Raw genomic sequence first — 21,842 nt, forward strand, 5'->3', positions numbered from 1 at the left:
TTTTACTCCTTTCCGACGATGGCGCCGTCGCGCAGGTAGATGGTGCGATCCGCCCAGGCGGCAAAGCGCGGCTCGTGGGTGACCAGCAGGCACCCGGCCCCGGCCTCCACGCGGCGGCGAATGATCCCCATGACGGCCTCCCCGGTGGCGGTATCGAGGGCTCCGGTGGGTTCGTCGGCAAGCAAAAGCCTGCGCTCACCGATGAGCGCGCGGGCGATGGCGATGCGCTGGGCCTGCCCACCGGAAATCTCGGCGGGGAAGCGATCCGCCAAGTGGGTGAGATCCAGCTCCTCAAGAGCCGCGAGCGCCTGCTCGCGGGCCTGTCCGCGCTTGGTGCCCCCGAGTTCCAGGGGCAGGGCGATGTTCTCGGCGGCGGTGAGCGTGGTAATGAGGTTGAGTTCCTGGAACACGTAGCCCACGTGCGTGCGGCGCAGATGCGCGGCGGCGGTGGGGCTGAGATCCGAGGTGTCCACCCCCTGAATGAGCACCCGGCCGGAGGTGGGGGCATCGAGGGTGCCCGCCACGTTGAGCAGGGTGGACTTTCCGGAGCCAGAACGGCCGGTGATGGCCACCAACTCGCCCGGTTCGAGGGAGAGTGAGACGCGATCCAGGGCGGTGACGGTGGTGGGGCCGTCCTGATGAAGGCGGGTGACGTTCTCCAGGGTCAAGGCGGTGGGGTTCATTGCGGTTCTCCTTGGGTGGGGTGGGCTTCGATGAGGTCGATCCAGCGCAGCTCGGCTTCTAGCTCCAAGATCTGGCGTTCGCGGAGCAGCCACGGCGCGCCGGGAGGAGCCTGGGCTTTTTCCTTGGTGAGTTCGCGTAGTCGCCTCATGGTGGCCTGGCGCTGGGCGTCCAGGAGCTCGGTGAGAGAGACCTCCGGGCGAAGCGCCGCCATGGCCACCTTGATGACCAGGGCGTCGCGCTCGTCGGGGGTCTTGTGTTCGGGCTGTTCCCACCAGCGGTGCAGTTCCGCGCGGCCGGCTGGGGTGAGGGCATAGGCCTCGGGGGAGTCTCCGGTTTTTTCGACGAGGCCATCGCGTTCAAGCCGCTTGGCGGTTTGGTACACCTGGCCCACGTTGATGGGCCAGGTGTGGGCGGTGGAATCCTCAAACAAACTTCGTAGTTGCCCCACGGGGCGGGGTTGCTCGGCCAAGAGGCTGAGCAGGGCATTTCTTATGCTCATGGGCTACCTCCTCGGTGCTTACCGAGTAAGTTACCGGGTAACCTGATGATTGTCTAGGGTTTCTGGGGATTTCCGTGGAATTTTCGTGGGGAAGTTAGCGGCGGAACTTCCACCACGAACGCACGCGGCGGGTAATCCCCTCCGCCATGCGGGCGAACTCATCGCCCTCCTTCTGCCGCTCGTAATCGTCGTACTGCTTCGTGGTCGGGCCCAGGCCGAGCTTGGCCGTGGCGTCCGCGGCCCACTCTCCGATACTCATGCGGCTGCCCCTCGGCTCATCCACCCTGGGCTCCGGACGGCCGTCGATGGCAAAGCCCGCCACCTGAATATCCGGCCCCTCGGGGGAGACGTCCACCCCCAGCCAGGAGCGCTGCGCCTCGCGGGCCAGATCGGCGGGGATAAAGGGCAGGGCTATGCCCCCCGGCTGGGTGGCGCGCTGGCCCGCCCAGTACGGGCCCTCAAACGGCTCGGGAAGGCCGATGTCCTCGAACAACTCCTCGCGCCGGGCCCCCAGGCTGCGCTGAAGCGCCCCCTCGTGCCAGTGGGCAAAGGCCCCAAAATCGTCCGTTCCGGCGCTGATGGCGTACACGTCGCGCGCCGGGATCGAGGAGCGCAACGAGGAATCCAGGCGCGAGAGCCGCGAGGCATCCTCCACCAGGGTGTGCACCAGCGCCACCCCCGGAAACGCCGCGATGTAGAACTCCCCGCGAGACGCCGGGGCCGAACGATTAAAGGGAAACTGTCCGATGGGGGTGACCGGCCAGGAGGGATTGAGCTGGGCCAAATACTTACGCCCAAACCCGCGATCGGCGCGCGGCTCCTCCGCGAGCACCGAGGCGGGATCGGGGGTGGAGACGAACCACAGCGTCACCGGGCGCTCGTGCCTGCTCATGACCGGGGGCGCTTGGTGTTCGTGCGGACCCCCAGAAGGACATCCTCCCAGTGCGGGGTGACGGCCTTGCGGCGCTTCTTGGGCGGCGCGGGCGTTTCCTCGGGCATGGCCTCCTCCGCCTGGGGCTCGGGCTCTTCCGCCACGGGAGTCAGCCGCGGCGGGCTCATCAACTCCGAGGCCAGCGGGTTGCGCGCCACCGTGGTGGCGGAAGAAGAGGCGTGGTTTTGCAGCGTCCACTCCGCGCGGTGCTCGCCCCAGGCCACCGCCACGATCCACTGGCCCCCGGCCTCGCGGTGGGCGTCCCAGGTGCTGGTGGCAAGATCCTCGCCGCGCGCCGCGAGGGCCGTGGCCAAAACCTCCCACAGGCTCAGGCGCGCCGGGCCGTCCTCACGCACGGGGTGGGAGTTTTTGGCCAGCTCCGCGATCCGCGCGCGTTCCAGCAGCACCGGGTGGGCGTAGGGCTCCACGCGGGCCTCGGTGACCTCCATCTGCTCCGCCACCTGGGCGATCGTGGCCCCGCCGCGAATCCGATCCTGAATATCGCGGGGACGCAACGGCAGCGCGCGGGGTTCGCCCTTATCCTCGGCGGACGTGAGCATGGCGCGCACCTCATCGACGGCGAGGCTAAAGCGCTCCCCCTCCGGGGACTCGCTGAGCACCAGGGTGCTCCCGGTGGATTCGCCGCGGACAAGGTGCAGCTCGCGCATCTGGCCTCCTTGAGATGAAGTGCTTACTACAACACTGTAACTTAGTTAACCCCGGCTTCCAGGATGGCGTCCACGGCCTTGGTCAAAGTCACCACGTCAGCGGGCTCGATGGCCGGGAACATGCCCACGCGCAGCTGGTTGCGGCCCAGCTTGCGGTAGGGCTCCACGTCCACGATCCCGTTGGCGCGCAGCGTGGCGGCGAGCGCGGCGGCGTCGATAGTCTCATCGAAGTCGATGGTGCCCACCACTAGGGAACGGGAGGCGGGATCGGCCACGAAGGGGCTGGCGTGCGGGTGTGCCTCCGCCCAGGAATACAGGGCGCTTGACGACGCCGTGGTGCGCTCCACCATCGCGTCCAGCCCGCCCTCACCCAGCATCCACTGCACCTGGGCGTCCAACATGAGGAGGGTGGCCACCGCCGGGGTGTTGTAGGTCTGATTCTTGCGCGAGTTTTCCACGGACGTCTGGAGATCCAGGAAAGCCGGAATGAAGCGCTCCGCGTGGAGCCGCTCGATGCGCTCGATGGCGGCGGGGCTCATGGCGGCCAGCCACAGGCCACCATCGGCGGCAAAGCACTTCTGCGGGGAGAAGTAGTACACGTCCGCCTGGGCCATGTCCACGGGCAGACCGCCCGCGCCCGAGGTGGCATCCACCACCACGAGGGTCTCGCCGTCCGGGCGCTCCACCGGCACCATCGCGCCGGTGGACGTCTCATTGTGCGCCCAGGCGATCACGTCCACGTCCTCGATGGGGCGCGGGCGCGGGGCGGTGCCGGGGGCGGACTCGACGATGGCGGGATCCTGCAACCAGGGGGCCTTGCGCGCGGCGGTGGCGAACTTCCCGGAGAACTCCCCATAGGTGAGGTGTCCCGAGCGCCGCTCGATCAGGCCGAAGGTGGCGGCGTCCCAGAAGGCGGTGGCACCGCCCAGGGACAGCACGATCTCATAGCCCTCGGGGAGGCGGAAGAGGGAGGAGAGTCCCTCGCGGATCGACCCCACCACGTTCTTCACGGCGGGTTGGCGGTGCGAGGTGCCCATGATGGTGGGGGCGGAGAGGGCCTCGATCTGTTCCGGGCGCACCTTGGAGGGGCCACAACCAAAGCGGCCGTCGCTGGGCAGAAGTTCGGGGGGCAGGGTGAACATGGAGTGACTTTCTATCGGATGGACGGAATGGTTATACCATAGCCCGAACGGGCCGTGTTGTGAATATCACAGGGTCTGCTACCCTGTGCAAAGGCGCACCAATCGCCTCAAACTTGATTTGAGTGTACGGTTTAGATTGTCCAAGTAATCGAGAAAGGGATAACTGTGGCTACCAACAGCAACGACAAGGCCGTTCTTCACTACCCCGGTGGGGAATACGAGATGAGCATCAAGCCCGCCACCGAGGGCAACTCCGGCATCGAGCTGGGCAAGATGCTCTCCGAGACGGGCTATGTCACCTTCGATCCCGGTTACGTGAGCACCGGCTCCACCGAATCCAAGATTACGTACATCGACGGCGACGCCGGCGTGCTGCGCTACCGCGGCTACGACATCGCCGACCTCGCGGAAAATGCCACCTTCAACGAGGTTTCCTACCTCCTCATCAAGGGGGAACTGCCCACCGCGGAGGAACTGCACAAGTTCAACGACGAGATCCGCCACCACACGCTCCTCGACGAGGACTTCAAGGCCCAGTTCCGCGTATTCCCGCGCAACGCGCACCCCATGTCCGTGCTGGCCTCCTCCGTGAACATCCTCTCCACCTACTACCAGGATCAGCTCGATCCCCTGGACGAGGAGCAGCTGGACAAGGCCACCGTGCGCCTCATGGCCAAGGTGCCCATGCTGGCGGCCTACGCCTACCGTGCCTCCAAGGGTGTGCCCTACCTCTACCCGGATAACACCCTGAACGCGCGCGAGAACTTCCTGCGCATGATGTTCGGCTACCCCACCGAGCACTACGAGGTAGACCCGGTGATGGTCAAGGCCCTGGATAAGCTCCTGATCCTCCACGCCGATCACGAGCAGAACTGCTCCACCTCTACCGTGCGCATGATCGGCTCCGCCCAGGCCAACATGTTCGTCTCCATCGCCGGCGGCATCAACGCCCTGTCCGGCCCGCTGCACGGCGGCGCCAACCAGGCCGTGCTGGAAATGCTGGAGGACATCCAGAACAACCACGGCGGCGACGCCACGGACTTCATGAACCGCGTGAAGAACAAGGAAAAGGGCATCCGCCTGATGGGCTTCGGCCACCGCGTGTACAAGAACTACGACCCGCGCGCGGCCATCGTCAAGGAGACCGCGCACGAGGTGCTGGAGCACCTGGGCGGGGATCATCTGCTCGACCTGGCGATGAAGCTGGAGGAGATCGCGCTGAGCGATGACTACTTCATCTCCCGCAAGCTCTACCCGAACGTGGACTTCTACACCGGCCTGATCTACCGCGCCATGGGCTTCCCCACGGACTTCTTCACCGTGCTCTTTGCCATCGGCCGCCTGCCCGGCTGGATCGCCCACTACCGCGAGCAGCTGGAAATGAACACCAAGATCAACCGCCCGCGCCAGATCTACACCGGCGAGACGCTGCGCACCGTCACCCCGCGCGAATCCCGCTAGGAGTGGCGCGAGGGCCGAGGAGCCTAGTAACCATTTATAATGGTTTCCATGGCTCTTCGGCCCTTTTACGTATGAATGGGCTGTGAGTTCCCGTACCCAAGACCAAGGAGACTTTTACCCTATGGAAAAGCCGCAGATAGACATCCCGGCTGGCCCTGCCCCCGAGACCCTGCACATTGAGGACCTGGTGGTGGGCGAAGGCGCGGAGGCTCAGCCCGGCGGCACCGTGGAGGTTCACTACGTGGGAGTGGACTTTGAAACCGGACAGGAGTTTGATTCCTCCTGGGATCGTAAACAAAGCATCGAGTTTTCCCTCGACCGCCTCATCGCGGGCTGGCAGGAGGGAATCCCCGGCATGAAGGTAGGCGGGCGTCGCCTGCTGATCTGCCCGCCCGAGCAGGCCTACGGCCCTGCCGGCGGCGGACACCCGCTCTCCGGGCGAACCCTGGTCTTTGTGATCGACCTGCTCAAGGCCGAATAGCGGCGCGCCACTGACCCCAGTCAGCGGCATACACGTTGTTGATGTCCACGGTCACGCCCTCGATCGTGGACTGCCACCCCGCCACCTGATGAATGGTGGCCTTGGGGTGGATTTTTCCGTTCGAGCCCCAATCGTGCTGCCAGAAGAACTCGCCCAGGCCGTCCTCTAGGCACCACTGAATAGTGGGGTGATTGGCATACACGCCCAATCGGTAGCCGCCTGCCTCCAGGGCGACCGTGGCGGCGGTGAGGTAGGGGAGAATGAGCCGCTCGTACTCGGCGCGGGAGGGGTTATCGTCGATAGCCATGTAGATGGGGCGATTGCGCGGGCCCCCGGCGGCGACGTGGAAAGCGATGGCCTGGGGTACGTGCTCCGCCGCGCCGAGAGCACCCTGCCGCCAGTCCGCCGTCTCCGCCTTGCCGTACTGGTACACGCTGGCGGTATCCAGATGCTGAGTCTCCGCGAGCGTCACCGGCTTGGCCCTCATCCACTCCGCGCGCGGGCGCGAAACATAGCGCACCGCGCCGATATGCCCGGCTTGCTTAATGGCCTCGGCAGACGGCACCCCGGCGGAGAAATCCACCACGGTGCGGTGCGGCGTGGCGGCCAGGGCGCTGGCACCCGCCAGGGCCACGCCCGCGCCTTTGAGCAGGGTACGACGGTTCACGGCTTTCTGCATGGGGGAGATTCTAGCGAACAGCGGTAGGCTTGGGCGCCATGACGATCTCCACCCCCTACGAGGACCTGCTGCGCCGCATCATGGCGGAGGGTACTGATAAGGGCGACCGCACGGGAACCGGAACCACCAGCCTCTTCGGCGCCCAACTACGCTACAATCTCGCTGACTCCTTTCCGCTGCTGACCACCAAGAAGGTGTACTTCAAGGCCGTGGTGGGGGAACTGCTGTGGTTCCTGCGGGGAGACTCCAACGTGCGCTGGCTCCAAGAACACGGCATCCGCATCTGGAACGAGTGGGCGGATAAGAACGGCGAACTAGGCCCCGTCTACGGAGTGCAGTGGCGCAGCTGGCCCACCCCCGGCGGCGGCCACATCGACCAGATCTCCCGGGCGCTGGAGACGCTCAAAACCAACCCGGATTCCCGCCGCAACGTGGTCTCCGCCTGGAACGTGGCGGAACTAGAAAACATGGCCCTGCCGCCCTGCCACCTGTTCTTCCAGCTCTACGTGGCCGAGGGAAAACTGAGCTGCCAGCTCTACCAGCGCTCCGCGGACATGTTCCTGGGCGTGCCCTTTAACATCGCCTCCTACTCCCTGCTCACCCACATGTTCGCCCAGCAGGCGGGCCTGGACGTGGGCGAGTTCATCTGGACGGGCGGGGACTGCCACGTTTATAACAACCACCGCGAGCAGGTGGCCCGGCAATTAGAGCGGGAGCCGCGCCCCTACCCGCAACTGAAACTGCGCAAGGCCGCCTCCCTGTTTGACTATGACTTCTCCGACATTGAGGTGGTGGGCTATAACCCTCACCCCACGATCAGCGCGCAGGTGTCCGTGTAATGCTCGGAGCGATCTGGGCTCAGGATCGGGAGGGCGTGATCGGTGACGGCTCCGGCATGCCCTGGCATCTCCCGGCAGACCTGCGCCACTTCAAGGAGGTCACCCTGGGCGCACCCGTCATCATGGGGCGGCGCACCTGGGAATCCCTGCCCACCAAGCCGCTACCGGGGCGCGAAAACATTGTGCTCTCCCGCCGGGAGGCGGGGGAGTGGTCGCGCGGGGCGCGGGTGACCACGGAGATACCGGGGGAGGGGTGGATCATCGGCGGCGGGGAGATCTACGCCGCCACCATCGGGAACGTGGACGTGGTGGAGGTGACGCTGGTGGATACGCGGGTGAGCGTGGACACCCCGGTGCATGCGCCCGCCGTGCCCGCCGACATGGTGCGGGTGAGCGATTCGGGGTGGCAGGGCGATGATCTGCGGTACCGGTTTCTGAGGTACGAGCGCCCATAGAGTAGGCTGCCTAGCAGGCCCCAGTAGCTCAGTGGATAGAGCACCGCTCTCCTAAAGCGGGTGTCGGAGGTTCGAATCCTCTCTGGGGCACCAAAAATAGCCTATGCGCTCTCCGGGGCGATGTACCGATCTTTCTGCCGGATCGAGAAGAAGCAGATGAGGCCGCATACCACGGACACCGTGGCACCGGTGACGAGGATCGTATCTAGCCCAGCCATGAAAGCCTCCGTGATCTCCTGAACGCGGGCGCCGCGCAGCAGGTCAATCTGTCCGGCGGTCGCGGCCTCCCGGACCGAGGCGGGTGCCCAGGCCAGCGCGTCGATGCGGGAGGTCAGGATCGCCCCGAAGATCGCCACGCCGGCGGCGGTGCCCAGGGGGAAGGCGCTGTTGGCCGCTCCGGTGGCCGCGCCGGCGCGGGAGGCGGGCACGACCCCGATGGCGATGTTCATCATATGAGGCATGGCCAGCCCGGCGCCGATGCCCATGACGAGCAGCGGGCCGATCACGGAGCGCCACGTGGTATCCGGCCCGAGGGTAAGAGCTGCCCAGAGCAGGCCGAGGGCGGTGATGAGCATCGCCACCCCCGTGACGATGTTGACTCTGCCCGTCTTTTCTAGGGCTGAGGACGGTGCCGCGATGATGACCATCGGCAGGGCGAGCGCGAGGAGGACGAGGCCCACCCCGATCGGGGAGAGCCCCTGGACCCCGGAGAGCCAGAAGATCAGGTACGTCAGCAGGCCAAAGGTCACCAGGCGGCCGGTGAAGGACAGGATGATCGCCGCGCTGAAAGAGGGCACGGCAAACAGGCGGAGATCGAGCAGGGCATCCTCGCCCGCGCGCAGCTGGATGACGGCGAATGCCACGAGGAAAAGGACGGAGGCGACGCCCGCCGCGAGGACGTTCGCGGCCGACCAGCCTTCGTTGGGGGCGGCGATGAGGGCGTAGTTTGCTCCGAATAGTCCGAGGGCGACGAGCGCGGTGGAAACCCAGTCTCTCCCGGTGGTTTTCCGCCGCGCGCCCGCAGTGCCCGGTGCGACGAGAGCCATGACGATGATGGCGATGATGCTGACCGGGATGTTCACGGCGAAGATCCAGCGCCAGCCTCCGCCGTTGACGAGGAGCCCACCGAGTAGCGGGCCGAGGGCCGCTGCCGCCGCGCCCGCGGCCATGAACGCGCCGACAGCGCGGGAGCGGGCGGCGTCGTTTCCTTCGTGGGCGTCGGCGATAAGGGGCATGCAGGTGCCGAATACGAGCGTCGCGCCGATAGCCTGGCACACCCGCCCCGCGATCAGGATCCCGGCGGAGCCGGACAGCGCGCAAAGCAGGGACGACGCCCCGAAGATGAGGTGGCCGAGTATGAACAGCCGATGTCGAGGTATGTGATCGGAGAGCGCCCCGACGCCGAGGAGTAGCGCGGCAAAGACGAGGACGTAGGCGTTGACGATCCACTGGGCGTCCTCAAGGCCGGTGGAGAACTCTCGGGTGATGTTGGGCAGGGCGATGGTGACGACGGTCATGTCGAGTGTCATGAGTGCCGCCGAGAGGGCGACGACGGCGGTGAGCCAGCGGGCATTCACGTGCTCCTCCTTAGGAATGTGTGATGTGGATCAATATCGCTGATTGCGGGGATGGATTCTGATAGCATTCTAGATCATTGAAATAATAAATTCATGTACTTGAAATTATTGGTTCGGTGCACTTGTATGCCTGGCGGGGTGCGTCGGTGCGGATGGGGGTGGATGTCAGTGCTGGCGTGTAGCCCCATCGGTGATGTGCACCACAAGAATCTTTACTGTCAAAAGTCATACCGCTTATCGTGTGACTCATATTTTATATCGCGGAGGAATGCTGTGAAGTCACCACAAGTCACGCCTGGCCATGGTAGCGGCGAGGATCGTGACCATGTCACGAGCCGTCCGCTCACCGGTACGCAAAGGGCGTATCTCTCGGGACGCGAAGAGGATCAGCTCTACGGCGGCGTCGATTGCCTCGCCCTCTTTGAGTTCATCGGCGATCCCATCGATGGCCACCGGCTGCGAACCGCCGTCGCCGCCCTGCGCCGCCACCCGGTGCTGCGCTCCACCATCGTTGAGGGCAGGCATATCGATGCCGGCCAGGAGGCGCGTCCGCCGCTGACCATCGTGGAAACCGAGGGGGCGGGAACCCACGAGGAACTCACCGCGTATCTGGCTGGCCACCGTCGAGAGATCCTCGGCAGGCACGCCAACCATGCGGCCGGGGAGTCCGGGTGGCTAGACATCCTCCGCTGGCGCACCGATGACGGCCACGAGTGGGGGATTCTTCACATCGGCATCTCTCTCGCGGTCGCGGACCTCGCCGGCACGGGCATCATCGTCCGGGAGTTGGCTGCCGCTTATCGATCCTCCGGTGTGACCAGGCCGTGGGTGACCTTCGCGGACATCGCTGGGCGCGAGAAACAGAAAGAAAAGATCGCGCCAGCGGGAACGCTGCCTCGGGCTACGGATCACCTTCCCGAGGGCCCGAACATTCCGCTCGTCGGCACCCCGGAACGAACTGTGACCAGGCACGTCCGCAGGCTTGGCCCGGAGTCGTGGGCAAGGATCGGGGTCATCGCGGAGGCGGCGGGAGCCACCCGATCCGGGCTCCTGCTTGCGGTGTATCGGCACGCGCTCGGCCTGTGGTGCGGAAGCGAGGACTTCACGGTCATCGTTCCCGGCCTCGACGCTCGCAGTACTCCCGGAGACGTCTTGGATCGAACGCGGATGTGGGCTGTGCGCCCGCCATCGGCGATCGGTAGAACCCTTGGGGAGGCCTCCCGGGAGGCGAGCGCCGAGCTGCGCCGCCGTATTCGCACTGGGCTGGATTCCACGGAGGAGGTGCGCGCCCTGCTTCGCCAGAGTGAGGGCCACAGCGGGAGTCTGCCGTTCGTGCTTACGTGTGGTGGGGAAGAGGTGTTATTCCCTCATGACGTGCTGGAAACCTTCGGGCAACTCACGGCAACGGGGTCGGTGACACCGCAGGTTCTCGTCGATCTACAGATCCTCCGCCTCACTTCGGAGGAGGTCTGTGTGGCCCTCGACGTGCGCGACGGCGCTTTCCCCAATACCTTCGGACCGGAGTTGCTGGGGACGGTAACCGACGCGCTGGAACGGATCGCGGCGTCGGAAAAGCGGGACGCCGGGTGCGATGATCGACCGATGGACGAGTTCGTGCGGCTATCCGGCACTGAGCGGCGCGACGCCCTGAACTCCGTGCCGCCGGTGGACTCTGCCGCCTCCACCCTCCACGGGGCGTGGCTGCGGCAGGTGGAGGAGCGCCCGAGAGCCACAGCCGTCATCGATTCCGCCCTCGGTGCGAACCTTACCTATGCCGAACTCCACCATGCGGCTCTGCGTCTCGCGGCGGAACTAGTGGGCCGGGTCGCCCCGGGGGATCTCGTGCTGATCCGCCTGCCGAAGGGCCGAGACCAGATCACGGCAGTGCTCGCCACGTTATACCTCGGGGCGGGCTACCTGCCGGTGAGTGTCGATACCCCGGATGAGCGGCTACGCGCCATCACGGAGGCCGCGCAGCCGGCGGCGGTCATCGATCAGGTGGCTCCCGAGGCGTACACCGCCGGGGAGACCCCGGCTGATTTGCCGCGTGCCGTAGACGGCGAGGACCGTGCGTACGTCATCTTCACGTCTGGCTCGACGGGCACGCCCAAAGGCGTCGTGATGACCCACCGCGCGGCGGCGAACACCGTCGCTGCCGTGGTAGACCGCCACGGAATCGGGCCGCAGGACAGCGTCCTTGCAGTATCCTCCTTAGACTTCGATCTCAGCGTCTTTGATATCTTCGGTCTTCTCGGTGCAGGGGGCACCGTGGTGTGCATCGCACAGGACGATCACCGCGATGCCTTTGCCTGGTGCGAACTTATTCGCAGACACGGCGTGACCACGTGGAACAGCGCCCCCGCTCTTGCGGAGATGCTCACCGTCGCCGCCGAGGAGGGGCCGGATTTGCCCTTGCGGCTGGTGCTCGTTTCCGGCGACTGGGTATCGCCCACACTGCCCGCGCGCGTCCGCGCCGTCACCGCGATCCCGGGTGGGGCACGCGTCGTTGCTATGGGCGGCGCCACCGAGGGCGGGATCTGGTCTAACGCGCACGTTATCGATGGACCCGAGGATCTTGATCCGGCCTGGCCCTCTGTGCCCTATGGCCGCCCCCTCCCGGGGCAGGCGTACCGGATCGTCGATGCCGCCGGGCGCGACGTGCCGGGCGGCGTGGTGGGGGAGCTGTGGATTGGCGGGTTGAGCCTCGCCACGGGGTACCTCAGCCGGCCGGATCTGACCGCCGAACGATTCATCACCGACACCGACGGTTCCCGGTGGTACCGCACTGGCGATCATGGCTATTGGGGCGATGATGACCTGCTGTTCTTCGTCGGTCGGAGAGACAACCAGGTAAAGATCCGTGGGCACCGGGTGGAACTCGGGGATGTCGAGCACCACCTGCGGGCCCTTGACGGCGTCGAGGCGGCCGTGGTTCTCCCCGAGCCGGGGAACACAGCGTTGCGCGCGCTCGTGGCGGCCGCGGGAAACGCGCAGACCGCTGACCGAGTGCGTGAGGCTCTCGCCGCGACCCTGCCGGGATTTATGGTGCCGCGCGATGTGACCGTTGTGCCACAATTACGACTCACCGCGAATGGAAAGATCGACCGCGCGTGGGCCGAGCGAGTCCTGACCGATGAGGAAGGAAAAGACAAAGACGCAGCCCCTCGCGCCCCAGAGATAGAGGCCGATGTGGCCGCAGCCTGGGCCGCCGTGCTCGGGACGACGGACCATGCTGGGGAATCGAACTTCTTTGCCCTTGGCGGCGACAGCGTCGGTGCGACCTCCGTGTGCTCGCGTCTGCGGGCGCTTGGCTACCGGGTGACGGCCGCGGACTTATTCGGCAACCCGACGTTCGACAGGTTTGCTGCCGCCGTGGAGGCGGCGGGACGCATGGAGAACAGGGGCGACGAGGAAGCAGAGCGCCGAGACCACATGGCCGATGTCGGCGCCCGGTTTCCCCTCACCCCGCTCCAGCGAGCCTATGCGTTGGGGACCGACGGTATCCAAGGGACAGTCCGCGCCGCCACCGCGTATGCGGCGATCCTCAGTAGCGCCGGCGTCGTTTTCACCTCTGAGCAGGTCAGGGGCGCGGCGGAGGGGCTTGTCACCCGCTGGGCTGGGTTGCGAGTCATCCGTGATGGCGATGATGCTCAGCACGTCGTGCAGCCCCGCGATGCCCTGCTCGTCACGGTGCTTCACCGCTCTGCGGATCTCCGTGGGTACCTTTCCTCCGCCACCCCCAGGGTGCCGTTGGAACTTGTGCTCCCCGGAGAAAAAGTGCGCGAGGTCGGAGTGCTCATCAACTACCTGGCCCTTGATGGACGCAGCCTCGCCGTCATCCTCGGCGCCCTTACCGCTGCGTTGTCTGGGGAGAACCCGGACCTGGTGGCGAGGGTGAACCCCTCCGCCGAGGCATTTGCCCGGCACTGCTACGCCCTCACCGCCGAGGAAGACGGGTTTACCGGACTCCGAACGGTCACGCCTGAGCCCCCGGTGCTTCCCCTTGCTGCGGCGTCCCACCTCGATGCGAACACCCCGCTCGCAACCTTCGAGAGCATCCGGGCGCGCGTTCCCCTCGCTGCTCTCGAACGATCCGAGGCAACCATCTCTGCGGTGGTTCTCTCGGAGTTTGGTTCTCTCCTCGCGCAGCGGTCGGGCATGAAGGAGGTGGGTATCGTCGTCCCGCTGAGTTACCGCCCGGACGGTGATGACCGCGAGGTTCTGGGGGCCTTTTCCCGGTTGGGCGTGTGCGCGTGCCCGGCGGTGGCCGATCCTGCCGCCACACACGCCGCACTAGCGGCCGCGCTTACGGGGGGAAGCATGCAGATTGTCAGCAACGGCCGGACAGGCCGCTACCCGGTGGTGTTCACGTCCGTGGTGGGGTATGACGCCGCTCTCGTTCCAGCCTCCCGTGAGGTACGCGTGGACTGGTCGCTGACGCGGACCCCCGGAGTGCTCATCGACTGCCAGCTCACGACGCTCGACGAAGCGACCGTGGAGATCCGCTGGGACATGCCTGTTGGGGTACTCGACCGGGGCGCAGTAGACGAGATGTTCTGCGAGCTAGTCGGCCGACTAGGAGGCACCGTCTCCCGCACTGAACCCGCTACTGTGTCCGCCCTCCTCAAGGACGCGATGGCGCGTCTCGATGCCTCGACCGACCTCGTGCCCTGGGCGGCACCCGTCGTCGCGGCATGGCGGCGGTTTGTCACCGATGGGCCAGAGGCGGCCGGGTGTGCCGATGCCCCCGTTGCCTGGTCCGCCCAGGATGCACAGTTACTCGCGGACATCGTCCGTGGCCGTGCGCGGCGTTTTGCGATCCTCGATCACCCGGTGCTCTCCCCGCGCGCTCTCGCGGCGGCTCAGCCCACGGTCGCAAGGGCGCTGGACGCCCTGAACGAGCGGGTGCTCCGCCGCGCCGAGCATGGAGATCGAGTAAACGTCGTGGAACTCGGGTACGGGATCGGTGGAGCCACCCCAGAGGGGGCGGATAGCTGGATCGTCGTGGAACCCGACGAGTTCATAGCGGACATCGCTACGGTCAACGGGCGGACGTGCGTCCTCGACGCCGCCGACCTGCCTTCCCCTGCGGACGTCGTGGTGGCCTGCGGTACCCTGCACCGGGACTCACGCCTGCGCGCCGAGCTCGCGGCGGTGCCGCTGGCGCGGGGCGCGGAAGTGCATGTCATCGAGGCCGAACACGCGACGGCGGCGACGCTCGTTTCCGCGGCGCTGGTGAATCCGGCGATGCTCGGGGACGCCGACGATCGCGGGGGGTTGCTCCCCGCCGCCGAGTGGTCAGCACTGGTAGCTGAGGCCGGCCTGAGCCTTCGCTACTTCGAAGCAGAGGACGGACACAGCGTCATTCTGCGCGCAGTGGCCGCAGACACCGGGGCCGATACATCGGCCGCGACCACGGTTCCCGCAGCGTCGGATCGGCGTGAGGTCACCACAGCGCTCACGGCGAGCTGGCGCCGACACCTGCCCGACCTCCCCGGCGGCGATATCTCCGACGACACGGATTTCTTCGCTGTCGGTGGGGACTCCCTCGCCGCGACGCGGGTGCTTGCGGATCTGCGTGAGGCCGGAGTGACCGGCCTCCGCGCCGTGGACGTCTTTAACAACCCGACCTTCGGTGAGCTGCGTCGCCGGGTGGCCGGTGGGCGCCGCGGCGTGGATACGCACCCCCTCACCCGAGTCCAGCAGGCCTACCTGGCCGGTGGAGACAGCGAGCAGCTTCTCGGAGGTGCCCCCGCCCGCTGCCTATTCGTATTCCACGCCCCCGCAGTGGACACCTCCCGCCTGGAGGCGGCCGTGCGCACGGCCGTGCGCCGCCACCCGGTTCTTCGTACGGTCATAGTGGATGGGCCAGACGGCGCGCCCGTAGCCCGAATCACGGCCGAGCACTCCTTGAATTCGTGGGCCGTCACCGACGACGCTGTTACGGAACTGCGAGACCGCGCGCCCGATCCGCGTGCGGAGGGGCCGCTGGCGGTGCGCGTGTCCCTCGGGCCGGACGGAGCGACCATCGCGGTGTCGATGAATAACCTCCTGCTCGACGGGGCGTCGATGATGCTGCTCATGAACGAGATCGAGGAGCGCTATACCGACCCGAAGGTACGTGGAGATGATACCGCCTCCGCCGCCGCATACCTCTCGGAGCGACCGTGGCTCACCGATCCTGCGGCCCCCGTTCCGTGGCAGGGACGGATGCTCAGCCCCACCGAACTGGACGAACGCCTAGACACCGTGATAGAGCAGCTTCCCCCGGCCCCGTTCGTCCCCGATCGCCAGACACTCGCCCAGTTCACCGACTCCTCAATGGCCCGGGTTGGCGCGGACATCGACGCCGCGGCGTGGGAGAAAATCCGCGCGGGCTTCGCCACCCGCCGTATCACCCCGGCGGCCGGTGTCCTCGCCGCCTTCGGCCGTGCCCTCTCCGCAGAGACAGGTGAGGATAGCCACACCATCAACCTCACCCGCTTCGACCGGGATCTTTCCGCGCCGGGCATCGATCGGGTACTCGGAGACTTCACGAGCCTCAGCCTCGCTGCGCTGCATGGCCTGAGCGCCGGAGACCGCGCGGTCGCGGAGCGCTCCGCACAGGACGCGGTAGCCGGCGCAGACGACCCGGCACGCGATACGCTGCGCCTCGCCGCCCGCGCGGTGCAAACCAGCGGCGACCCCGTGGCCGGGCTCTTCCCGGTCGTATTCACGTGCGCCCTGGGCCTTACTTCCCAACCGGAGCGTTCGTTGCGCGAGCGAAGTTTTGGCACCCAGATTGAGGCGTCCTCCACGACGCCGCAGGTGGTCCTCGATCTCCAGGTCGCCGACGACGGTGGCGGCCTGCACCTCACCGCCGATTATCTCGTCCAGGTTATGCCCGAGGAGGTCGCGCGCCGGGTGGTTCGGCGCACCGTTGCAGAACTCACCGACCTTCCGAGTGGGGATGCAGCGGTTCTCGCCGAGGCTTGGGCGCAGGCCCTGGGGCTCGATCGGGTCACCGAGGACACCAACTTCTTCCGAGCCGGAGGCGACTCGCTTGCCGCCACACGCTGCATCAGTACCCTGCGGGCGCGCGGGATCAACGTCGCGCTTCGCACCCTGCTGACCATGCCCGACTTCGGCACCTTCCGCGACGCGGTGATCGGTACGGCGGGAGAGCCCACCCGCCCAGACGCGCCGGAGGGCTGGTTCGATCTCACCGACGTGCAGGCCAGCTACCTCATGGGCCGTACGACGGCCTACGAGGATGGTGGGGTCGCCTGCCAGGGCTATAGCGAGTTCGCGCTGCCCCTTGACCGACTGGACGCGGCTTCGGCAGCTGATCCCGTTGGGGCGGTGCGTCGCGCGTGGCGGAAAGTAGTCGATGCCCACGAGATGCTTCGGGCGCTCGTCGATCGCGAGGGGCGTCAACGTATTGACCATACCGCCGAGGCTCACGTGCGCGTGATCGACGTTTCTACTGGGGAGACCGGCACCGGAGTCACCGCACCAGACCCGGAGACTGCGCGAGACATTGTTCGTGCCGAGGCACAGGAACGGAATTTCCCCGTCGGTCAGGCACCGATGGTGGAGCTTACGCTCACCGTCGGCTCCGGCGATCCGGTACTGCATCTCTCGGTGGATCTCATCGTCACGGACTACGTAGGTATCCGGTCCCTTGTCCGGGACCTTGACCACTGCCTACGGAACCCATCCGCACCCCTCGAAGCCCCGGCAATGACATTCCGGCAGTGCCTGGAGGCTCGCGCCCGACACGCAGAAACACCAGAGGGGCGTGCAGAGCAAGATCGGGACGCCCGTTGGTGGCGGGATCGGCTGGATTCCCTGCCGCCGGCGTTGATTTTTTCCCCGGATCCCGACGCGACGGGACTCGGGGGGACGACACGCCGCAGTCATCGTCTGGACGCGGAAGCCTGGCGTGGACTGTGCGATACAGCCGCTGGGTTGGCGGTCACTCCCTCCGGGCTGGTGCTCGCGGCGTTCGCCACAGCCGCACAGCGGTATGCGGACATCGGGATTAGTGGGTATGCACAAGAACAAGATTCCGCCCTGGTCACCCTCACGACCGTGAACCGCGCTCCCCTGGAGGATGGCCCTTCCGCAGCGGAAATGGAGAGGATCGTCGGTGACTTCACCTCGACTGTGGTCCTCGATCTACCTTTGGGAGGAGAACTCGCGCCAACGGTGAAGGCTCTCCAACGCAGGCTTTTTGATGCCCTCGATCACGCGGCCTACCCGGGCGTGCGCGTCCTGCGCGACCTGCGTCGCGCAGGTGGGGAGGACCGCGGCCGTATCCCCATTGTTTTCACCTCAACCGTAGGGGTGGACACCGCCGAACCCCCGCAGATCCTCCGGGCGGTGCCCGGCACAGCGATCAGTAAGACCCCGCAGGTGCTCCTTGACGTGCAGCTTTCCCCGGACGGAGAGGCGGTCACGATGGACTGGGACTCGCGTGACGGTGGTTTCCACCCAGCGGTGCTGGATGCCCTCTTTGCCGATGTCCAGGACACCCTCGATCGACTCGCCGCAGGGGATCTAGACGTGCCTTCCCCCCGCCAACCGGAGCCAGTAGTGCGAACCCGATCGATGAACGGGCGGCTGCTCCACGGCCGGTTCCTGCGCGCGGCGCTTGACGCCCCGGAATCTCCGGCGATCATCCACGGGGACCGCACGATGTCCCGGGGCGAGTTGTGCGCGACGGCGGTGCGGATCGCTGAGGGGCTTCCCGGAGGCCGCGCGCCGGTTGCGGTGCTCCTCCCACCGGGGGAGGAACAGATAGCGGCGCAACTCGCCGCGCTGCTCACGGGACGTGCCTTCGTGCCGCTCGACCCGGACTGGCCGAAACCCCGGATCCGCGCCGTGCTGGACATAGTGCGGCGGGCATATACGGAGGAAGTTCCAGTTATTGACGACGCTACGCTGTGGGCGGCCCGCGAGGGAGACGCAACAGAGTGGCGGGACGCGGTGCGGAGGGCGCTGGCCGAGCCGCTGACCGACGAACTCGCGTACGTCATCTTCACCTCCGGCTCGACGGGCACTCCGAAGGGGGTGACGGTAACCCACCGCCAGGTATGCGCAACCCTCGATGAGATGGAGGAGCGTCTGGGACTCACGGACGAAGATCGCGTCCTCGCAGTATCCCGCCCCTCTTTCGATCTCGCGATATTTAACATCTTTGGGGTGCTCGGGGCAGGGGGCACCGTGGTGGTGCCAGCGTGCGGTACGGTCCCAGACCCGGAGACGTGGGCGCGGGATCTCCGTCGGCACGGCGTCACGCTGTGGAACTCTGTGCCCGCGCAACTGACGATCCTGCTCGATCATCTGGGCGATGCAGACGGCGCCACCGAAGAGATACCGCTGCGCGCGGTTCTCGTCTCTGGAGATCGAGTACCGGTGAATCAACCCGCCCGCGTGCGGGCCTTCGCCCCGAAGGCGATCATCGACGCTCTGGGGGGTGCTACCGAGGGATCCATCTGGTCAATCGCCCACCGCTGCACCCCGGAGCAGGACGCCACGTGCCGCTCAGTACCTTATGGGCGCGCGCTCGGCCACCAGGCTGTGTGGGTTCTGGATCGGAGCGGTGGTCGCGCGGCGATCGGTCAGCGCGGAGAGATCGTCATCGCCGGGGATGGGGTGGCCGAGGGATACCTCGGCGATCCAGAGCGCACGGAAGCAGCGTTTGGCCAGCATCCCGGTACCGGGGAGAGGTGTTATCGCACCGGGGACATCGGACGGTACCTGCCGGACGGAGAGATCGAATTCTGCGGTCGGGTCGATGATGGCCAGATAAAGATCCGTGGTCACCGTATCGAACTCGGTGAGGTCGAGGCTGGGTTGCGACAGATCGAAGGGGTTGCCGATGCTCTTGCCGCAGTGACGGGTGAGGGGGATCGGAAGGAACTCGTTGCCGTCGTCGTGCCCGAGGCCACCTCGCCCCTGGGCGCACTGGCGGCTGCGGTCACCGCCCGGAGCCGGGCGGAGGGACTCAACGAGGACCAGAGCCGGGACTTTCGGCGGATACACGAGTTGGTGACCGCCGCCGCGCTTGACGCCATGACCGCGCAGATTGCACGAGTGACCCTTGGTTCCCCAGACGGAACCGCGAGCCGAGATGAGATCGTCGCGGGCACGGGTGCCCAGGCCCGCGGCACTCTCATCGACAGGTGGATAGAGGAGTTGGAGCGCGCGGGTCGCCTGCGGCGTGCTGACGGGCGAGTGTCCGTGGTGGAGCCGGGGATCGCCACGGAGGATCACTGGGCGGAGATTTACCGCCTCGACGAGAGGCTAGGCTACGGCCGCCGCCAGCTAGACTATTTGCGATCCTGCCTGAACGAGCTGCCGGGCTTGCTAGAAGGCAGCGTGGACCCCCTTTCCCTTCTGTTCCCCGCGGGGGATATGTCCGTGGCTCGCGCCGCCTACGGGGAAAACCTCCTGGCCTCATACCTCAACCGGGTGTGCGCGGCGGCGGTTGCGCACCATGCGCGGAGCCTTTCTCCGCAGACGTGTCGAATCTTGGAGATCGGTGCGGGTGTTGGCGGGACGACCGCCGAGGTGATCAAGGAGTTACCAGAGACCGGCGTGGACTACCTGTTCACGGACGTGTCCCGGTACTTCACCGGGGCCGCCGAGCAGGAGTGGCCGCAGGTGCGTACCGCTTTATTCGACATCAACGCTGATCCCGATGAACAGGGTGTGGAGCCGGGATCGGTAGATGTGGTGCTGTGCGCAAACGTGGTGCACAACGCCCGGAATATCGGCGACGCACTGGGACGGATCGATCACATGCTTGCCCCGGGCGGGTTGTTCGTCGCCATCGACTCGACGGCGACGAACGCTCCCCTCATGGCCTCAATGGAGTTCAAGGAGGGTCTGGGCGAAGCGACCGATGACCGCCTGATCACGGGTTCGCCGTTTTTCACCCTCGAACAGTGGCGGAAGGCGCTCGACGCCTCACCGCTGACGACCGTCGCGGTGTTTCCGGAACCGGGGTCGGCGTTGGAACTCGGGGCGCAACACGCTTTTATCGCGCGGAAGTCAAACCCCAAGGACGCGCTTGACGCCGCGGAGATGTTGCCTGAACAGATGCGGCCTCGACGGATCGGGGTGGTTGAGGCCTTGCCCCTGACAGCGAACGGGAAGCGGGATCGCGCCGCCGTCGCTGCCCTGGTGTCGGAGACGCGCCCGACCAGCTCGCGGGTAGCCGCGTCGGTGGATCCGGTGACCGATGCCTGGCGGCGAGTCCTCGGCCTCGATCCGTCCGAGCCGTTGACCGGGGACGCTGACTTCTATGATCTCGGCGGCGATAGCCTGCTGCTCGCACGGTGCATCGGGCAGATGCGCCGGGCGATCGATCGGGAGGATCTACCGAGCTGGGACGAGACGCTGCGTGCCATCGTCGCCGACCCCACAATTGATGGCTGCCGCCGCGTACTTGGTCTTACCGTGCCGAAAGAAACAGCGCACGAGGCGCCGTCTCCCACGGGCGGCCCTCGCCTCACGTGGCTGCTGCCCTGCACCGAGGCCGGGATGACCGATCTCACGGTGATGGTCCACGACGGTTCCGGCGGCATCGCCCCGTACGCGGAGCTCCTCCGGGAACTGACAGAGCGCGGCGCGGGGCCGGTGTTGGGCATCGAGCGCTCCGCCGGAGACAACTACCTCACTACCCCGCCGGAGACGCTATTCCACGATCTTGCCGAGCGGTATGCTGCGAGCGTCTTGGAGACCGAGGCGCAGCGAGTACACGTCATCGGGTATTGCATGGGAGGGCTCCTCGCCGCCGGGATAGCCGACCGTCTCGCCGCGTGCGGGGTGGAGGCCGCCGCGACGGTCATGAGTTCCTACAGGATCCCCTTCACCGTGCGCGATGAGATCCTTCTGGACTTCTCCTTCGCCCGCCTTATGAAGTGCAGGCCGCAGGACATGGGCATAGACATTGACGAGGACGCCCTCGGTGGCGCGCTGCGCGCGGCCCGACGAGACGGGCACGGTGACATGACCGCCGAGGTACTCCACGGCTACGCCAGTGAGAACCTGCGCGCGCAGCTGGCCCGCGTGCCACGGACATCGAACGAGCGGATCGGTAGGTTCCTCCGCACGGAGGCCGGGCGGGCGTGGTCCCAGGAATCCCTCGCCGCTCTGCGGCAGGTGTACGTTCACAGTCTCGCGGCGGTGGCGGCATGGTCCGAGCCGCCGGTGACCGTGCCGGTGACATTCCTGCGGCAGCGGGATCCGCTGTCCTTCCTGCCGGACCTCGGAGAGGACATGACGGCGTTCTGGACTCAAGAGTGCCAGGGCGGCCTTGAGATCATAGACATCGACGGTGACCACTTCACTTGTCTCGACGCCGCACATGCACCGGCGGTAGCAGACCTGGTGCTGGCGAGGACACCGTGGTGGGGATCGGGGGAGGAGCGATGA

At 66.6% G+C, this 21,842-nt stretch carries 11 protein-coding genes, 1 tRNA gene and 1 pseudogene; 6 read left to right on the plus strand and 7 right to left on the minus strand.

Translation table 11 applies throughout. The features are described 5' to 3' along the window. Nucleotides 1–2: 2 nt before the first annotated feature. The 5 genes from Cocul_RS07510 to serC all read right to left on the minus strand — a co-directional run bounded on the left by Cocul_RS07510 (nt 3) and on the right by serC (nt 3,924). On the minus strand, nt 3–683 hold the full coding sequence (locus Cocul_RS07510) for an ABC transporter ATP-binding protein (protein WP_055122689.1): 681 nt from the start codon (nt 681–683) through the stop codon (nt 3–5). Beyond that, nucleotides 680–1,183: a PadR family transcriptional regulator gene (locus Cocul_RS07515; RefSeq protein ID WP_055122690.1), complete on the minus strand. Its 504-nt coding sequence runs from the start codon at nt 1,181–1,183 to the stop codon at nt 680–682. Before Cocul_RS07515 ends, Cocul_RS07510 begins: the two co-directional genes overlap by 4 nt. 94 nt (nt 1,184–1,277) lie before the next feature. Next, nucleotides 1,278–2,075: a DUF6928 family protein gene (locus tag Cocul_RS07520; RefSeq protein ID WP_082422233.1), complete on the minus strand. Its 798-nt coding sequence runs from the start codon at nt 2,073–2,075 to the stop codon at nt 1,278–1,280. Next, complete coding sequence (gene sepH / locus Cocul_RS07525) at nt 2,072–2,782, minus strand: septation protein SepH (RefSeq protein WP_055122692.1); 711 nt, start codon at nt 2,780–2,782, stop codon at nt 2,072–2,074. The genes Cocul_RS07520 and sepH overlap by 4 nt, the downstream gene beginning before the upstream one ends. A 41-nt stretch (nt 2,783–2,823) precedes the next feature. Then, nucleotides 2,824–3,924, minus strand: a complete 1,101-nt coding sequence (gene serC / locus Cocul_RS07530; RefSeq protein WP_055122693.1) for a phosphoserine transaminase — start codon at nt 3,922–3,924, stop codon at nt 2,824–2,826. Nucleotides 3,925–4,089: 165 nt separating this feature from the next. On the opposite strand from serC, the gene Cocul_RS07535 reads away from it, so the two are divergent. Both Cocul_RS07535 and Cocul_RS07540 read left to right on the plus strand, forming a co-directional pair. Next, nucleotides 4,090–5,385: a citrate synthase gene (locus Cocul_RS07535; protein WP_082422234.1), complete on the plus strand. Its 1,296-nt coding sequence runs from the start codon at nt 4,090–4,092 to the stop codon at nt 5,383–5,385. Between the two features lie 121 nt (nt 5,386–5,506). Then, nucleotides 5,507–5,866, plus strand: a complete 360-nt coding sequence (locus Cocul_RS07540) for an FKBP-type peptidyl-prolyl cis-trans isomerase (protein ID WP_055122694.1) — start codon at nt 5,507–5,509, stop codon at nt 5,864–5,866. A 7-nt stretch (nt 5,867–5,873) separates the two neighbouring features. Here the strand turns inward: Cocul_RS07540 and Cocul_RS07545 are convergent. Next, nucleotides 5,874–6,545: pseudogene (locus tag Cocul_RS07545) on the minus strand (DUF1906 domain-containing protein); the annotation flags it as partial. A gap of 38 nt (nt 6,546–6,583) precedes the next feature. On the opposite strand from Cocul_RS07545, the gene Cocul_RS07550 reads away from it, so the two are divergent. The 3 genes from Cocul_RS07550 to Cocul_RS07560 all read left to right on the plus strand — a co-directional run bounded on the left by Cocul_RS07550 (nt 6,584) and on the right by Cocul_RS07560 (nt 7,932). Then, nucleotides 6,584–7,384 (plus strand): thymidylate synthase, encoded by an 801-nt coding sequence (locus Cocul_RS07550; RefSeq protein ID WP_055122696.1) that lies wholly within the window; start codon nt 6,584–6,586, stop codon nt 7,382–7,384. Beyond that, nucleotides 7,384–7,839, plus strand: a complete 456-nt coding sequence (locus Cocul_RS07555) for a dihydrofolate reductase (RefSeq protein ID WP_055122697.1) — start codon at nt 7,384–7,386, stop codon at nt 7,837–7,839. Before Cocul_RS07550 ends, Cocul_RS07555 begins: the two co-directional genes overlap by 1 nt. Before the next feature lie 17 nt (nt 7,840–7,856). Next, nucleotides 7,857–7,932 (plus strand) — tRNA-Arg (locus tag Cocul_RS07560). 8 nt (nt 7,933–7,940) lie between these two features. On the opposite strand, the gene Cocul_RS07565 is transcribed toward Cocul_RS07560, so the two are convergent. Then, a complete protein-coding gene (locus Cocul_RS07565) occupies nt 7,941–9,416 on the minus strand; it encodes an MFS transporter (protein ID WP_082422235.1) in 1,476 nt (491 codons plus the stop codon). 273 nt (nt 9,417–9,689) lie between these two features. On the opposite strand from Cocul_RS07565, the gene Cocul_RS07575 reads away from it, so the two are divergent. Continuing rightward, nucleotides 9,690–21,842 (plus strand): non-ribosomal peptide synthetase, encoded by a 12,153-nt coding sequence (locus tag Cocul_RS07575; protein WP_160318500.1) that lies wholly within the window; start codon nt 9,690–9,692, stop codon nt 21,840–21,842.

It is taken from the genome of Corynebacterium oculi (genome assembly GCF_001412105.1).
In the GTDB taxonomy this organism is placed as follows: domain Bacteria; phylum Actinomycetota; class Actinomycetes; order Mycobacteriales; family Mycobacteriaceae; genus Corynebacterium; species Corynebacterium oculi.

Coding starts and splice junctions, on each gene's coding strand:
- Cocul_RS07510 (WP_055122689.1), bottom strand. CDS start 683: ATGAACCCCACCGCCTTGACCCTGGAGAACGTCACCCGCCTTCATCAG.
- Cocul_RS07515 (WP_055122690.1), bottom strand. CDS start 1,183: ATGAGCATAAGAAATGCCCTGCTCAGCCTCTTGGCCGAGCAACCCCGC.
- Cocul_RS07520 (WP_082422233.1), bottom strand. CDS start 2,075: ATGAGCAGGCACGAGCGCCCGGTGACGCTGTGGTTCGTCTCCACCCCC.
- sepH (WP_055122692.1), bottom strand. CDS start 2,782: ATGCGCGAGCTGCACCTTGTCCGCGGCGAATCCACCGGGAGCACCCTG.
- serC (WP_055122693.1), bottom strand. CDS start 3,924: ATGTTCACCCTGCCCCCCGAACTTCTGCCCAGCGACGGCCGCTTTGGT.
- Cocul_RS07540 (WP_055122694.1), top strand. CDS start 5,507: ATGGAAAAGCCGCAGATAGACATCCCGGCTGGCCCTGCCCCCGAGACC.
- Cocul_RS07550 (WP_055122696.1), top strand. CDS start 6,584: ATGACGATCTCCACCCCCTACGAGGACCTGCTGCGCCGCATCATGGCG.
- Cocul_RS07555 (WP_055122697.1), top strand. CDS start 7,384: ATGCTCGGAGCGATCTGGGCTCAGGATCGGGAGGGCGTGATCGGTGAC.